Source organism: Claveliimonas bilis, assembly GCF_030296775.1.
GTDB classification, from domain to species: domain Bacteria; phylum Bacillota; class Clostridia; order Lachnospirales; family Lachnospiraceae; genus Claveliimonas; species Claveliimonas bilis.
Genome location: NZ_AP027742.1, coordinates 1,721,185 through 1,734,535, shown reverse-complemented (window position 1 = coordinate 1,734,535; position 13,351 = coordinate 1,721,185). Strand labels below are relative to the sequence as shown.

Sequence of the window (13,351 nt, the reverse complement as noted above, 5' to 3'; positions counted from 1 at the left end):
ACATCAAAGGAGCAAAGTATAACAATGAAAAATTTAATAACAGATTTAAAAACATTTCTAATTTTGTGGAGTACACAGTCACTGTCTCAGCTCGGCAGTTCCATGACAGGTTTTGCGTTGACTCTGTGGTTGTATCAGAAGACAGGATCCGCACTCCAAACAGCTCTTCTGTCCATTTGTTCCTATGCCCCCTATGTTGCTACAAGTATCTTTGCCGGTGCTTTCAGCGACCGTTGGAACAAGAAAAAAATTATGTTGGCATGTGATACTTTTGCCGCCTGCTGTAGTGTAATAGTTCTCTTTCTCCTGAAAGCAGAACTTCTTCAACCGGTTCACATGTATCTCTTAAATGCCGTTAGCGGTCTGATGAATTCAGTACAGCAGCCAGCCAGCGATGTGGCAATGACAATAATTATACCGGACAAATATTATCAAAAGGCAAGCGGACTGAAATCTCTTTCCAATTCCCTGATTACAATTTTTAATCCTGTGCTTGCCACAGCCGTATTCTCCCTTCTGGGAATGGAGGCAGTAATTTCTATTGATCTGACTACTTTTGCAATTGCCTTTCTGGCACTTCTTTTTAAGGTAAATATTCCTTCCGGTCAAGAAAGAGATTTCGCCAAGAAAGAATCTTTTATAGAAACTGTCAGGTCAGGTCTTAGCTATTTAAACAATAACCGGCTCATTCTTACATTGATACTGTTTCTTGCAGGAATCAATTTTGTTGCATCCGCTTTTGATGCAGTTCTTCCAGCTTTGATTCTTCCTAAAGCAAACGGCGGCGAGGCCATTCTTGGAATCGTCAGTTCCTGTGCCGGAATCGCAACTTTAGTCGGAAGTCTGGCAACTGTACTTCTCCCCGCTCCAAAGAACCGCATCCGGGTAATCTACCTTACGATGCTGTTTTCTCTTGGGACAGAGAATTTCCTTTTGTCATTTTCTGATTCGCCGATTTTATGGTGTCTTGGGCAACTGATTGGATGGTTTTTCGTTCCTGTAATGAATGCGAATCTTGATGTTATCCTAAGGACATCCATTCCTCTGGAAATGCAGGGACGGGTTTATTCCTGCAGAAACACTCTGCAGTTTTTTACCATTCCTATAGGGCTGTTTGTAGGAGGCGGCATGGTAGATAAGGTGTGTGAGCCTCTGATGCGTTCTGTCGCTGTCGGTAGTTTGGCCGCCCGTCTGTTTGGAACAGGCAAAGGATCCGGTGCAGCGTTTATGCTCTTCCTTCTGGGAATTACTGGCGTTATCATATGTTTGATATTTGGGCGTATTCTTCAAAATTATACATATACAGATTATCCTGAAAATTAAATCGAGCAAAGAGAAAGGGACAGAAACTCCTGCTTCCTCGAAATAATATGCTATAATAAACCAAAATAAATTATCAAAAAATGAATGGATTCTGTTCTTCCAGTCGTATTATAAGTGAAACAGGTAAGATATATCTTAAATAAATAAGGTAGGAGGAATTAAGAATGAAGCGGAAAATGAACAGAACAGTCGTGGGTATTTTAACGGCAGCAGCTGTGCTGACACTTGGAACGGCAAGCACATTTGCGGCTGGAGCGGAATATGGAAAGAATCCTGTAAATACTGGTGGTGACGGCGTTTGCCGCTATATAGGAAACGCCTGCCGCTATATTGACGCAGATAATGATGGAATTTGCGACAACAGCGGCAAAAATCAGCTTTGCCGTGAAAAATGTAATGAAAATTTTATTGACGCCGATGGAGATGGAATCTGTGACAACTATGGCGCAAAACATGGAAGAGGATTTCGCGGCTGTCATAACAAATAGCAGGGGACAATTCAATGCGGAGTGAGCAAGAGGTAACCAGAGCTATCGAACAGTACTCTGATATGGTTCGGCGGCTTTGTATGATACATTTGAAAAATTATGCTGATACCGAGGATATATTTCAGACGGTATTTTTAAAATATGTCCTCAGTTCGGCTGCCTTTGAAAATGAAGAACACGAGAAAGCATGGTTCATTCGTGTTACAATCAATGCGTGTAAAGATCTGCTCAGAAATTTTTTTCACAGTCATGTCACATCACTGGATGAAATTTGGGAACATTCCACAGAAATGCAGGAGGATCACAGAGAAGTTTTGGAGGCCGTATTATCACTTCCGCAAAAATACAGAGAGGTTGTATATTTACATTACTATGAGGGCTGCACTGCTCCGGAAATCAGTCAGATTCTGGGGAAAAAGGTAAATACGATTTATACGCTCCTGACCCGTTCCAGGCAAATGCTTCGAGAAAAGCTGGGAGGTGAGGAATATGAATGATAAAATCCGGCAAGCCTTTGATCAGGTACAGGCAGAAAACGAATTAAAAGACAAAACAAAAGATTTTATCTTCCAAAAGACAAAAGGATACAAACAGGCAAAGACTGCTAATTTCAAATACCTGGCATCGGCTTTTGCGTGCGTCGCCTTCCTTCTGATCGGCGGGTACTGGCTCTATTTTACTCCTACAGTGCAGATCAGCATAGACATCAATCCCTCTGTGGAATTAGGCGTGAACCGCTTCAACCGCATCATTTCTTTTGAAAGTTACAATGATGACGGGGATAAATTAACGGATTCTCTTGATATAAAATTTATGGATTATTCAGAAGCGGTAAACAGGATCATAGACAGTGAAGAAATACTGACATTATTGGAGAATGATGAAGTCATGACGATTGCCGTTGTCGGAACAGACAACTTACAATCCGAAGAGGTCCTTTCCAATATGCAGTCCTGTACAGCTGGAAGAGACAATACCTATTGTTATTATACTCATTCGGAAGAAGTGGAAAAAGCGCATGAAAGCGGTCTTTCCTATGGAAAATACAAAGCATTTTTAGAGCTGCAAAAGCTTGATCCCACAATTACCGTTGAAGAAATCCAGAGCATGACAATGCGCGAGATCAGAGAGCGGATCAGCCAATTATCGGGCAATGTAGACGATAATGGAGAAAATAGCAGAAAGAATACCGGGACGGGCCGTGAGAATCATTCCGGAAACGGCAGCAGGCACGGCGGTGTGAAACTTTTTCTGTAAATATGTCATCAAAGGTTCTTCTATGATAAAATCTAATTCATAGGAGGGCCTTTTATTATGGCAAAACAGAAGAAACCTGTCCATCGAGTACAAATGACAGAAGGGAAACGTAACATTATCCATCAGCTACTGGAAGAATACGATATTCAGACAGCCGAAGATATTCAGGATGCTCTCAAGGATTTACTTGGCGGAACAATCAAAGAAATGATGGAAGCAGAAATGGAGGATCATCTTGGGTACGAAAAATCTGAGCGTTCAGATAATGATGATTACCGGAATGGTTACAAACGTAAACGTATAAACAGCAGCTATGGCTCTATGGAGATTGAGGTTCCACAGGACCGCAAATCAACTTTCCAGCCACAGGTGGTCAAAAAGCGCCAGAAAGATATCTCTGATATCGATCAGAAGATCATATCCATGTATGCCAAAGGAATGACAACCAGACAGATTTCTGAAACCATAGAGGATATTTATGGTTTTGAAACTTCAGAGGGTTTTATCTCTGATGTGACGGATAAAATCCTTCCACAGATAGAGGACTGGCAGAACCGCCCTCTGGATGAAGTATATCCAATCCTCTTTATCGATGCGATCCACTATTCAGTCCGGGATAATGGAGTGATCCGCAAACTGGCGGCATATGTGATCTTAGGGATCAATACGGAAGGAAAGAAGGAAGTTCTTACCATTCAGGTTGGAGATAACGAAAGCTCTAAATACTGGCTGTCCGTTCTGAATGAGCTGAAAAACCGCGGTGTAAAAGATATCTTGATTCTCTGTGCTGATGGTCTGACCGGGATCAAAGAAGCCATTGCAGCCTCCTTTCCGAAAACAGAGTATCAACGCTGTATTGTCCATCAGGTAAGAAACACCCTGAAGTATGTTCCGGATAAAGACAGGAAAGCCTTCGCAACGGATTTGAAAACCATCTATCAGGCGGCCGACGAAAAGAAAGCCCTGGCAGCCCTTGACCGGGTAACAGAGAAATGGACGCCAAAATACCCGAATTCCATGAAGCGCTGGAAGGATAACTGGGATGCGATTTCTCCGATTTTCAAGTTTTCAGCAGCTGTCCGGAAGGTCATATATACGACAAATGCGATAGAATCGTTAAACTCCACCTATCGGAGACTGAACCAGCAGAGAAGCGTTTTTCCGAGCGATACGGCGCTGCTGAAAGCCCTATATCTCGCTACCTTCGAAGCCACCAAAAGATGGACTACTACCATCCGGAACTGGGGCCAGGTATATGGCGAGCTGAGTATCATGTATGAAGGCAGGCTGCCGGACTAAAAATATTCAGGTTAACGAAGGCGGAAAAGCCGCCTGTTATTGACACGCCATCGGCCAGATGGTATATATAAAACAAAGGTGAAAAGCTTATTTTTTAAGCCTTTCACCCATTCTTATCATAGAAGAATCTTATTTACAGACTTTTCTTCACAGTCTCGCAGGCACCGCGGCGCAAAGGGACGGAACACACAGTAAGTTCCGTCCCTTTGGGGAGTGGAATGACGAATCATTCTCCAAAATACTCTCTGATCTTTTCCATCCTCTCCACTTGGCTAACATGGAACGGACAACGGGAATCACAGTGTCCACATTGTATACAGTCTTTCGCCTTTTTATTAAGACTTACATAATGGTATTTGGCCAGATCATCTCCGGTCAGCGCCAGATCATAATATTTATTAATAAGCCCCACATCCAGTCCGGCAGGACATGGCTGGCAGTGATTGCAATACACACATGCCCCTTTTGCTTCCTGCGGCGCAAATGTTCCCAAAATCGAGTAATCCTTTTCTTTTGGTAAAGCATCAGTAAATCCCAAGATACGTCTTAAATCCTGACAACTTCTCACCCCTGGCAGTACTGTAATAACGCCTGGTTTATCCAGCGCATACTGAATACACTGGTACTCTGTCAAAGCTTTGCCAAATGGGGAAGTCTTTGCATTCAGCAGCTGTCCGCCGGCAAAAGCTTTCATAACTGAAATTCCAACTCCCTCACTCTCACAGCGACGGTAAAGATTTGGTCTTTCATTCACACCTCCAATGGCATAATCGCCTTCTTTTTGATAATCATAGGCAGGATTGATACTGAACATCAGCATATCCAAAATTCCTGAATCTAACACCTCGTACACCACGCTGGGCGTATGGGAAGAAAGTCCGATAGTCTGTTTTCAGAGCATTAAGCTGCCAGTCAACAGAGCGCTTGATCAAAATAATTGATTCCTTTTTCCAGTGCCAGTGTCATTACCGCTTCAATTTCCTTATCACCGGCAGCGCCAATAGAACTGGTACCCAGTCCGATTACACTGATTTCTTCCTCTCCATGAGGCAGTTTTCGATAGTCCATTTCAAATTCCCTCCTATATATTATGTGGTGATTTAAATCAGTTTTTCGGCATCTTCCCTGCTGATACAGGGCACTTCTTCCGCCAATTTCAGTGCAAAATCTTCCTCCAGCCCTGTATAGTGATTCATATATCTTTTCCGGTACAGCATCCGGATCAAAAGAAAAATTCCATAAAAATACTGTTAAATCTCTTTCCGCACAAATCAAAAAACCTTATCCGTGATTCTCATAATCCGTGATTCCGGCTCCGCTGTTAGGATAAACAGCTGAGTAAACACTGTCTGCCGCAAAAACACTTAACAGGATCACACATAAAATAATTGCCGCACGGCGTGGAATTTTCTTGAAAATCTCATCAAAGAACGGCGCGATTATATATATAAATGCACATCCGCCCAATCCGAAAACAATCAGCCCTTCCGCACATATCCTTCCGTGCAGATTAAGAAAATATCCGGAATAGTTCCACCAGTACATGTGTTTTGTCTCCCAAAGAATAAATCCCGCAGTATATTCAACTATTCCGCAGACAACCATTGTCAACAAGAACAAAATAAGCGGTTTATCTAGAAAGCGCTTTAACAAAGCTACGATCAAAACACCGCCGGCTCCATAAATCGGAAGCCATGGTCCGTGGAAAAATCCCCGGTTGACGAACACTCCATCCCCGAATAAGTGGAGCGAAACTTCCCAGAGCCATCCGATTACTGAAAAGGAAAAAAACATCAGAATCAATGAACAGACTGTATATTTTCTTCGGTAATTGATCCGGATCCAGGTTTTAGTCTCAGGATTATAAAGCGGGTACAATTCTACCGGATACTCTTCAGCATCAGATTCTTCAAACAAAAGCTTATCATTTAAATACTCCGCTCCGCTGTATCCCTGTTCCAGCGCTTCTTGCCTGAGAGCAGCATAAACCTCCGCCCACACAGTTTCTGTGTATGGCTTGATCCATACATACCCCAGAATACCTAATGTGAAAGCACTCAGTATCCGCCACCCCAGAAAAGAAAAATCAAGCAGAAATCCCCGCATCTTATTCCCTTTCATCATCCTTTTTGACAATGCAAAGGCTTCCTTATGTCCGATATCCGGATTTTCTGCAAGAATGTAAGGAATCATTTTGTAAGAATATCTCTTGATGATTCCCCCGATGATCGTCAAGTCCCACAGAAAGATCAAAAAGGATCTCTCAAACATGGTGAAGGCGGTTGCCTTCCATCGTTTTACCCTCCACGGAAATGCCAGCCTTCCCATTTTACTTTGTCTGTATGTACGGTTTTCCAAAAGGAAACGACACTGCCCAACTGCAAGCACATTGCTGACCAGCGCAAGGAATAAGATCATCAGAAAAACGCCTGCAAGAATAATCATACCTTCTGTCGCTTTATCCTTAAAAATAAAGTCGTTCATTGCATTAATAAACCCATATAGTGCTGATTTTTCTTCTGTCATGCGATTATAGATATGTGCCAGCGCTCCCTTTTTTGGAGTATAGTGTTCTCCCAGAAATTCAAGCACCTGATTGTTCTGCGGGGCATCTGATTCTCTTATACTGAAATACCAGTCATTTACAATCTGCGCATTACTTGGAAGGTCAAATCTGCCTCCTACGAAATACATCGCCGCATTGTCCACCTGATGCGTTACTTTCATACCACTTGCGATAAAGGCAACAAGAAGACTGATTCCCAAAATTCTCCAATAATTTTTCTTCAGGTTTTTTTTCCCATTTTTCTTTAAGTTCTTTCGATTCCACATAGTTCCCCCTCAATTCTTATCTTCCACTATGACTGCATCGGCGTCCCTACTTCAATCAGGTTACCGTCCGGATCATAAAAACGAATCACTTTCTGTCCCCAGTCATGGGTCATAAGTTCGCTGACATATTTTGTTAATGGATATAATTTTTCAAGTTTTTGAGCAAATGCATCTATATCATGTTCTTCAAAATACAATTCACAGGAATTGTTCTCCGGAATAACCTCCTTTTTCAAAAAATTTTTCCAGATTTTTTCATCCTGAAGCACAAGACCTTCCGTTAAAATCATATTGCCACCATTATCAAGCACCATATCCAATCCAAACAGATCATGATAAAACTTCTTTGATTTTTCGATATCCTTAACAACGATCAATATATTTTTTAATTTCATCTTTCTCCTCCAATACTGTCTGCCAGATCATCTGATTATCTTTAAAACTGAAAAAAATTTCTTTTTCTTCATACATATTTGAGAGATAGGAACGGATCGTACTGCCAATAAGCGCATACTGCTGCGCTGACATCTGAAGATCATATGCATCGAAAATATTCTTCAGCAGCACTTCAAATGTAATCGGCGTATTACACAGTTCCCTGATTTTCCCTTTGATTTCTGTAATTGCTCTGCGGTTAAACTGTGCCAGTTCCCTGATATCCGTCATGACAGGAGCATGGGATGGTACAAAGCGCGCCACATCCAATGTCTGAATATATTCCAACGTCTGCAGCGTCTTTTCAGGATCCCAAAGATAACTGACGCCATATTTCCCAAGTGTTTCCTCTGAAGATACACTGTCCGCAATATAAGCTGTTCCGTCCTTAGTCCGAAAACCAACCATGTCGAAGCAGTGGCCCGGCAATTCCAAAAGCTCCATATATTCAGGCAGAATATCGCTTGTAAGAGGAAGCACATTGCTTCCCTGCGCCATAAGAAACTTATTCTTCAATTCTTTGAAAGGACGGCCGCCATAAAGGCCGATCGGTTCCAATACAGGCATATTGGAATAAATATATTCCATGTCTTTTGCGTAAATCTTACACCCGGTTTTCTTCTGTAAAAAGTAATTTCCGCCAATATGGTCTGCATGAGAATGCGTGTTAAAAATTGCTTTCAGATTCCAGCCTTTTGATTCCAGGATGCGGCAGACCTTTTTTCCAGCATCTTTATCATTACCGCTATCAATCAGTACAACTTCATTATCGCTTGCTTTTATCAGTCCGATTTTGGCCGGGCAGTCAATATAGTAATCATGCTCTGACAATTGTATTAATTCGTACATTATCTCACCTCCGTTGCTCTCGTAACAGAGAGTTCCAATTCCTTTATTCCCTTATCCGCAAAATTTTATCCAGCTTCTTCCCTTTTGCCAGTTCATCGATCAATTTATCCAAATATCGAATTTCTTGCATAAGAGGTTCTTTGATATCTTCTACCCGTATTCCACAGACAACACCTTTGATCCGTTTTCTATTTTCGTTCATTTCCGGAGCACTGTTGAAAAACTCTTCATAATTAACAGATGTTGAAGCCATCCTTTCCAAGTCTTCCGGTTTATATCCTGTAAGCCAACAGATGATCTCGTCTACTTCCTCTTTCGACCGTCCTTTTCTGACAGCCTTGTTTACCAAAAGAGGATAAATTTTCGCAAATTCCATTTTATAAACTTTTTCATTGTCCATGCATCAGATCCATCCTTTCCTCAATCACTACTAACCGCTTTCGTATACTTCATAAATCCCTGCTCAAATTCCTCCGGATATGTGCATCCAAGGCTCTCGGCAATCAGCACTGCCATTTCACGAAACAGTCTGCATAAAGTTTTAATGGCCGCCTTGAAATGTTCATAGCTGCTGTCAGGGAAAGTCTTCTCGTATAGCAGATAAACATTTTCCGGAAGATATTGTTTAAAATATTTATTCTGTTTTCCACAGGAAACCGAATAGTCTGTCTTACTCCCGATATACCATCCCAGCATGACTTCAAGCATATGGTGCGGCTGCGCATAATAAGTTGTCATAGCAAAAGGAAGTTCATCTCTAAGGATTCCTTTTACAACATCACAGAGCGACCAGAAAAATTCATTACAGCATCCCTGAAATTGCGCTTCTGTGGGTTTTCTGACGTAAAATTCCTCGTCTGTAGGCGGAGGCAGCTGGGGAAGACATCCTGTTTTATCTATAAGCGGAAGGAACAGTTTATTTCTGTTGCTCCCCTCTTTCATAGTTTCCAAAGTTTCAACACCGATATCAATGCGGTTTCCATCTTCAAATATCAGCAGCCAGGAATAGGTTTTATCATAATGGCTGCACAGGCCAAAACGTTCTCCATAACCATACGCATCATCCTGCTCCTGTTTCAGAATAACTTTTCCAAATGGATTCATCCACGACGTATCAGCGCGAAAACTTTCTGTCTCTTTCACTACATACATAATATCAAAATCCTGATAAATATCCCTGGGGACATTGGGATTTGCCCTTGAACCTTTCAGATATCCTGCCAGCACACGGTCATCCGACCTGGCTGTATCGATAATGATATCAAACATCTCTTTCTCTGTGCGCATATATAACCTCCCTCAAATCCGTCCTATTCTAAAGTCTCAAGCTGTTAAACTGGAATTGTCATTTCCGATTTGGCTTTCTTTTCATAGCTAACAATTTAATATAATCATCGAACTCATCGGTATTGTTCGGTTCAAACATTACCCATTTTCCATCGTGATAGGTTTCTGCTTCATCATATTTTCTGCAAACAGCATCAGAAAGACTGCCTCTTATAGCTTCAAATTTGGTTCTTTCATCCTTTCCAAAAATAATCAGGAAACCAACGCAATTACTTTTTGCATATAGACAGCAAAGAGTTTTACCGCCTCTACGATATTTGTACTCGTAAGTCCACTTCTTACCACCGGTATTCCATAGTCGTTCCATTTCGTATTTCTCATCAATAGCCCAGCATAACTCCTATCCGAAACAATATCTCAAATCCAAATCAAAGAATAGGAACACACAATTTACAATAATGCCTGTCTACAAGCATATTCAAAAGTAAAACAAATCTTCAAACTTTTTGTCCAATGCAATACAGAGAATCAGCGCCAGTTTCGCTGTAGGATTGAACTGTCCTGTTTCAATGGAGCTGATCGTGTTCCGAGACACGCCAACCATATCTGCCAGCCGCTTCTGTGATAATTTCAATTCCATCCGTGTTTCTTTAAGGCGATTTTTTAATATCAGCTTGTCATCCATATTTTCCACCGCCCTACAAAATTGTGGAAGATACGCTCAGGTCATAAATATAGCATCCGGACATTACGAATACCAATATCGTATAGGCAATTATCTGTATCGCGAAAAAGAGCGTCGCCAAAGCCATCTGAACCACAACTGCCTTTTGACTTGCCTGCTTTATAACTTCTTGCTCGTATACGTCCTTATTTCTATTTTCCGCTCTGCTTTTTGCTAAAATTTCATCCTTGTTCATAATGGAAGCCTCCAAATCAAATTGCCAAGTTTTCTTGTCGTATCTTCATCATAACATTGCCAAGTACACTTGTCGATAGTTTTTCTAAAAATGTTAAGATACGTTGCTTGTGGCAATGGGCAATTCATACTACAATAATGGTAACGATAACAAGAAAGGGGGCATCCCTAATGCTTAATGAAAACATTAAAGCAATCAGAAAGTCAAAAGGACTTTCGCAGCAGGATCTTGCTGTCAAGCTGAACGTCGTGCGGCAAACTGTTTCTAAATGGGAGCAAGGATTGTCGGTTCCTGATTCTGATATGTTAATCTCCATATCAGAAGCGCTTGAAACACCTGTGAGCACGTTGCTTGGAGAAACTGTTATTGAAACAGAGGTTGATAACATAAAAGCTCTTTCCGAAAAACTGGAAGCAATCAATTGGCAACTGGCGCAGAGAAAAAACATGAGAAGAAAAATTATTCGTTGGCTGCTTATTTCATTATGTACAATCATAGTAATGGTTTTTGCAGGCTTTATAATATTAAATAGTCCTTATTTAGGTTGGGATTATAGTAACCCTGAAACTGCTGTTCTTGGAGTGGCATTTCACTCATTTGAATGGTTGTTTGTCAGAATAGCACCGATTATCTTTATTATTGCAATTATTGGAGGCGGTGTGAAACTTTTTCTGTAAATATGTCATCAAAGGTTCTTCTATGATAAAATCTAATTCATAGGAGGGCCTTTTATTATGGCAAAACAGAAGAAACCTGTCCATCGAGTACAAATGACAGAAGGGAAACGTAACATTATCCATCAGCTACTGGAAGAATACGATATTCAGACAGCCGAAGATATTCAGGATGCTCTCAAGGATTTACTTGGCGGAACAATCAAAGAAATGATGGAAGCAGAAATGGAGGATCATCTTGGGTACGAAAAATCTGAGCGTTCAGATAATGATGATTACCGGAATGGTTACAAACGTAAACGTATAAACAGCAGCTATGGCTCTATGGAGATTGAGGTTCCACAGGACCGCAAATCAACTTTCCAGCCACAGGTGGTCAAAAAGCGCCAGAAAGATATCTCTGATATCGATCAGAAGATCATATCCATGTATGCCAAAGGAATGACAACCAGACAGATTTCTGAAACCATAGAGGATATTTATGGTTTTGAAACTTCAGAGGGTTTTATCTCTGATGTGACGGATAAAATCCTTCCACAGATAGAGGACTGGCAGAACCGCCCTCTGGATGAAGTATATCCAATCCTCTTTATCGATGCGATCCACTATTCAGTCCGGGATAATGGAGTGATCCGCAAACTGGCGGCATATGTGATCTTAGGGATCAATACGGAAGGAAAGAAGGAAGTTCTTACCATTCAGGTTGGAGATAACGAAAGCTCTAAATACTGGCTGTCCGTTCTGAATGAGCTGAAAAACCGCGGTGTAAAAGATATCTTGATTCTCTGTGCTGATGGTCTGACCGGGATCAAAGAAGCCATTGCAGCCTCCTTTCCGAAAACAGAGTATCAACGCTGTATTGTCCATCAGGTAAGAAACACCCTGAAGTATGTTCCGGATAAAGACAGGAAAGCCTTCGCAACGGATTTGAAAACCATCTATCAGGCGGCCGACGAAAAGAAAGCCCTGGCAGCCCTTGACCGGGTAACAGAGAAATGGACGCCAAAATACCCGAATTCCATGAAGCGCTGGAAGGATAACTGGGATGCGATTTCTCCGATTTTCAAGTTTTCAGCAGCTGTCCGGAAGGTCATATATACGACAAATGCGATAGAATCGTTAAACTCCACCTATCGGAGACTGAACCAGCAGAGAAGCGTTTTTCCGAGCGATACGGCGCTGCTGAAAGCCCTATATCTCGCTACCTTCGAAGCCACCAAAAGATGGACTACTACCATCCGGAACTGGGGCCAGGTATATGGCGAGCTGAGTATCATGTATGAAGGCAGGCTGCCGGACTAAAAATATTCAGGTTAACGAAGGCGGAAAAGCCGCCTGTTATTGACACGCCATCGGCCAGATGGTATATATAAAACAAAGGTGAAAAGCTTATTTTTTAAGCCTTTCACCCATTCTTATCATAGAAGAATCTTATTTACAGACTTTTCTTCACAGTCTCTTATTGGAATTTTCTTAACACGGAAGAAAGAATGAACTCAGGTTCTGATAACATTAAGACATAAAATAAGGAGGAACTGAACAGTTCCTCCAAATCCAAATTTATCTATATCCGGTTTTTATATATTCTATCAGTGCATCCACGTCATCGAAATCATCATAATCACCATTTATACCTTCACGATGATAAATCACACCTTTCTTCTCATTTCTTTCAAGGCAGTCCAAAAGGTAATCCTCACCATATCTTCTGGCAAATTCTGTAAAAGCATACGGTTTTATTTTACTTAATAAGCCTTTTGTGCATGTATCCTTGCATTCATAACAATGCTCAATTCTTTTAGAAATTGAACATTTCCTGTTTTCACACCAATCCTTATCCGGACATTCGCCCGAATCACAACCAGAACACGTCTCATTTTCTGAGCACAAACAACAGGCAAGGCCACAGCGGGCAATTCCTAACTCTCGTTTCATAAAACACCTCTCAAATCCAGATTTTAATTTTTGTTCCTGCTATTGAAAAAAT

The 13,351-nt window shown here is 41.4% G+C and carries 18 protein-coding genes; 7 read left to right on the top strand and 11 right to left on the bottom strand.

The window, feature by feature from the left end; translation table 11 throughout:
• Positions 1-24 precede the first annotated feature (24 nt).
• The 5 genes from R2J37_RS08530 (at position 25) to R2J37_RS08510 (ending at position 4,367) form a co-directional block, all read left to right on the top strand.
• The gene (locus R2J37_RS08530) at positions 25-1,323 is read left to right on the top strand and encodes an MFS transporter (RefSeq protein ID WP_316264543.1); all 1,299 of its coding nucleotides are present in this window, start codon (positions 25-27) and stop codon (positions 1,321-1,323) included.
• Between the two features lie 164 nt (positions 1,324-1,487).
• Positions 1,488-1,811 (top strand): hypothetical protein, encoded by a 324-nt coding sequence (locus R2J37_RS08525; RefSeq protein ID WP_316264542.1) that lies wholly within the window; start codon positions 1,488-1,490, stop codon positions 1,809-1,811.
• A 14-nt stretch (positions 1,812-1,825) separates the two neighbouring features.
• Complete coding sequence (locus R2J37_RS08520; protein ID WP_256194277.1) at positions 1,826-2,308, top strand: RNA polymerase sigma factor; 483 nt, start codon at positions 1,826-1,828, stop codon at positions 2,306-2,308.
• Positions 2,301-3,068 (top strand): anti-sigma-I factor RsgI family protein, encoded by a 768-nt coding sequence (locus R2J37_RS08515; protein WP_316264540.1) that lies wholly within the window; start codon positions 2,301-2,303, stop codon positions 3,066-3,068. Before R2J37_RS08520 ends, R2J37_RS08515 begins: the two co-directional genes overlap by 8 nt.
• A gap of 57 nt (positions 3,069-3,125) precedes the next feature.
• Positions 3,126-4,367 carry an IS256 family transposase gene (locus tag R2J37_RS08510; protein ID WP_256194440.1) on the top strand — a complete coding sequence of 414 codons (1,242 nt, stop codon included), beginning with the start codon at positions 3,126-3,128 and terminating at the stop codon, positions 4,365-4,367.
• 226 nt (positions 4,368-4,593) lie between these two features.
• Here R2J37_RS08510 and R2J37_RS08505 read toward each other — a convergent pair whose 3' ends face one another.
• The 10 genes from R2J37_RS08505 to R2J37_RS08460 all read right to left on the bottom strand — a co-directional run bounded on the left by R2J37_RS08505 (position 4,594) and on the right by R2J37_RS08460 (position 10,690).
• Entirely contained in the window at positions 4,594-5,187 is a 594-nt protein-coding gene (locus R2J37_RS08505) for a 4Fe-4S dicluster domain-containing protein (RefSeq protein ID WP_316264539.1), read from the bottom strand.
• 92 nt (positions 5,188-5,279) lie between these two features.
• Entirely contained in the window at positions 5,280-5,435 is a 156-nt protein-coding gene (locus R2J37_RS08500; protein ID WP_230106210.1) for a hypothetical protein, read from the bottom strand.
• Between the two features lie 213 nt (positions 5,436-5,648).
• A complete protein-coding gene (locus R2J37_RS08495; protein WP_316264538.1) occupies positions 5,649-7,199 on the bottom strand; it encodes a DUF975 family protein in 1,551 nt (516 codons plus the stop codon).
• Positions 7,200-7,225: 26 nt separating this feature from the next.
• A complete protein-coding gene (locus R2J37_RS08490) occupies positions 7,226-7,594 on the bottom strand; it encodes a VOC family protein (protein ID WP_230106212.1) in 369 nt (122 codons plus the stop codon).
• Positions 7,563-8,483 carry an MBL fold metallo-hydrolase gene (locus tag R2J37_RS08485; protein ID WP_316264537.1) on the bottom strand — a complete coding sequence of 307 codons (921 nt, stop codon included), beginning with the start codon at positions 8,481-8,483 and terminating at the stop codon, positions 7,563-7,565. The genes R2J37_RS08490 and R2J37_RS08485 overlap by 32 nt, the downstream gene beginning before the upstream one ends.
• Positions 8,484-8,526: 43 nt before the next feature.
• Positions 8,527-8,883 carry a DUF2200 domain-containing protein gene (locus R2J37_RS08480; protein WP_316264535.1) on the bottom strand — a complete coding sequence of 119 codons (357 nt, stop codon included), beginning with the start codon at positions 8,881-8,883 and terminating at the stop codon, positions 8,527-8,529.
• Positions 8,884-8,903: 20 nt separating this feature from the next.
• Positions 8,904-9,770, bottom strand: coding sequence for an aminoglycoside 6-adenylyltransferase (locus R2J37_RS08475; RefSeq protein ID WP_316264533.1), 867 nt, complete (start codon positions 9,768-9,770; stop codon positions 8,904-8,906).
• 58 nt (positions 9,771-9,828) lie between these two features.
• Complete coding sequence (locus R2J37_RS08470; protein WP_331490052.1) at positions 9,829-10,137, bottom strand: DUF3788 domain-containing protein; 309 nt, start codon at positions 10,135-10,137, stop codon at positions 9,829-9,831.
• Between the two features lie 111 nt (positions 10,138-10,248).
• Positions 10,249-10,455 (bottom strand): helix-turn-helix transcriptional regulator, encoded by a 207-nt coding sequence (locus R2J37_RS08465; RefSeq protein ID WP_256194287.1) that lies wholly within the window; start codon positions 10,453-10,455, stop codon positions 10,249-10,251.
• Between the two features lie 13 nt (positions 10,456-10,468).
• On the bottom strand, positions 10,469-10,690 hold the full coding sequence (locus tag R2J37_RS08460; RefSeq protein ID WP_316264530.1) for a DUF6442 family protein: 222 nt from the start codon (positions 10,688-10,690) through the stop codon (positions 10,469-10,471).
• Between the two features lie 170 nt (positions 10,691-10,860).
• On the opposite strand from R2J37_RS08460, the gene R2J37_RS08455 reads away from it, so the two are divergent.
• A complete protein-coding gene (locus R2J37_RS08455; RefSeq protein WP_316264529.1) occupies positions 10,861-11,367 on the top strand; it encodes a helix-turn-helix domain-containing protein in 507 nt (168 codons plus the stop codon).
• A 57-nt stretch (positions 11,368-11,424) separates the two neighbouring features.
• Complete coding sequence (locus R2J37_RS08450; protein ID WP_256194440.1) at positions 11,425-12,666, top strand: IS256 family transposase; 1,242 nt, start codon at positions 11,425-11,427, stop codon at positions 12,664-12,666.
• Between the two features lie 258 nt (positions 12,667-12,924).
• On the opposite strand, the gene R2J37_RS08445 is transcribed toward R2J37_RS08450, so the two are convergent.
• Positions 12,925-13,299, bottom strand: coding sequence for a DUF3795 domain-containing protein (locus R2J37_RS08445; protein WP_316264527.1), 375 nt, complete (start codon positions 13,297-13,299; stop codon positions 12,925-12,927).
• Between the last annotated feature and the right edge of the window lie 52 nt (positions 13,300-13,351).

Excerpts from the sequence above, each read along its gene's own strand:
- R2J37_RS08530 (WP_316264543.1), top strand. The coding sequence starts at position 25 with ATGAAAAATTTAATAACAGATTTAAAAACATTTCTAATTTTGTGGAGT.
- R2J37_RS08525 (WP_316264542.1), top strand. The coding sequence starts at position 1,488 with ATGAAGCGGAAAATGAACAGAACAGTCGTGGGTATTTTAACGGCAGCA.
- R2J37_RS08520 (WP_256194277.1), top strand. The coding sequence starts at position 1,826 with ATGCGGAGTGAGCAAGAGGTAACCAGAGCTATCGAACAGTACTCTGAT.
- R2J37_RS08515 (WP_316264540.1), top strand. The coding sequence starts at position 2,301 with ATGAATGATAAAATCCGGCAAGCCTTTGATCAGGTACAGGCAGAAAAC.
- R2J37_RS08510 (WP_256194440.1), top strand. The coding sequence starts at position 3,126 with ATGGCAAAACAGAAGAAACCTGTCCATCGAGTACAAATGACAGAAGGG.
- R2J37_RS08505 (WP_316264539.1), bottom strand. The coding sequence starts at position 5,187 with ATGCTGATGTTCAGTATCAATCCTGCCTATGATTATCAAAAAGAAGGC.
- R2J37_RS08500 (WP_230106210.1), bottom strand. The coding sequence starts at position 5,435 with ATGGACTATCGAAAACTGCCTCATGGAGAGGAAGAAATCAGTGTAATC.
- R2J37_RS08495 (WP_316264538.1), bottom strand. The coding sequence starts at position 7,199 with ATGTGGAATCGAAAGAACTTAAAGAAAAATGGGAAAAAAAACCTGAAG.
- R2J37_RS08490 (WP_230106212.1), bottom strand. The coding sequence starts at position 7,594 with ATGAAATTAAAAAATATATTGATCGTTGTTAAGGATATCGAAAAATCA.
- R2J37_RS08485 (WP_316264537.1), bottom strand. The coding sequence starts at position 8,483 with ATGTACGAATTAATACAATTGTCAGAGCATGATTACTATATTGACTGC.
- R2J37_RS08480 (WP_316264535.1), bottom strand. The coding sequence starts at position 8,883 with ATGGACAATGAAAAAGTTTATAAAATGGAATTTGCGAAAATTTATCCT.
- R2J37_RS08475 (WP_316264533.1), bottom strand. The coding sequence starts at position 9,770 with ATGCGCACAGAGAAAGAGATGTTTGATATCATTATCGATACAGCCAGG.
- R2J37_RS08470 (WP_331490052.1), bottom strand. The coding sequence starts at position 10,137 with ATGGAACGACTATGGAATACCGGTGGTAAGAAGTGGACTTACGAGTAC.
- R2J37_RS08465 (WP_256194287.1), bottom strand. The coding sequence starts at position 10,455 with ATGGATGACAAGCTGATATTAAAAAATCGCCTTAAAGAAACACGGATG.
- R2J37_RS08460 (WP_316264530.1), bottom strand. The coding sequence starts at position 10,690 with ATGAACAAGGATGAAATTTTAGCAAAAAGCAGAGCGGAAAATAGAAAT.
- R2J37_RS08455 (WP_316264529.1), top strand. The coding sequence starts at position 10,861 with ATGCTTAATGAAAACATTAAAGCAATCAGAAAGTCAAAAGGACTTTCG.
- R2J37_RS08450 (WP_256194440.1), top strand. The coding sequence starts at position 11,425 with ATGGCAAAACAGAAGAAACCTGTCCATCGAGTACAAATGACAGAAGGG.
- R2J37_RS08445 (WP_316264527.1), bottom strand. The coding sequence starts at position 13,299 with ATGAAACGAGAGTTAGGAATTGCCCGCTGTGGCCTTGCCTGTTGTTTG.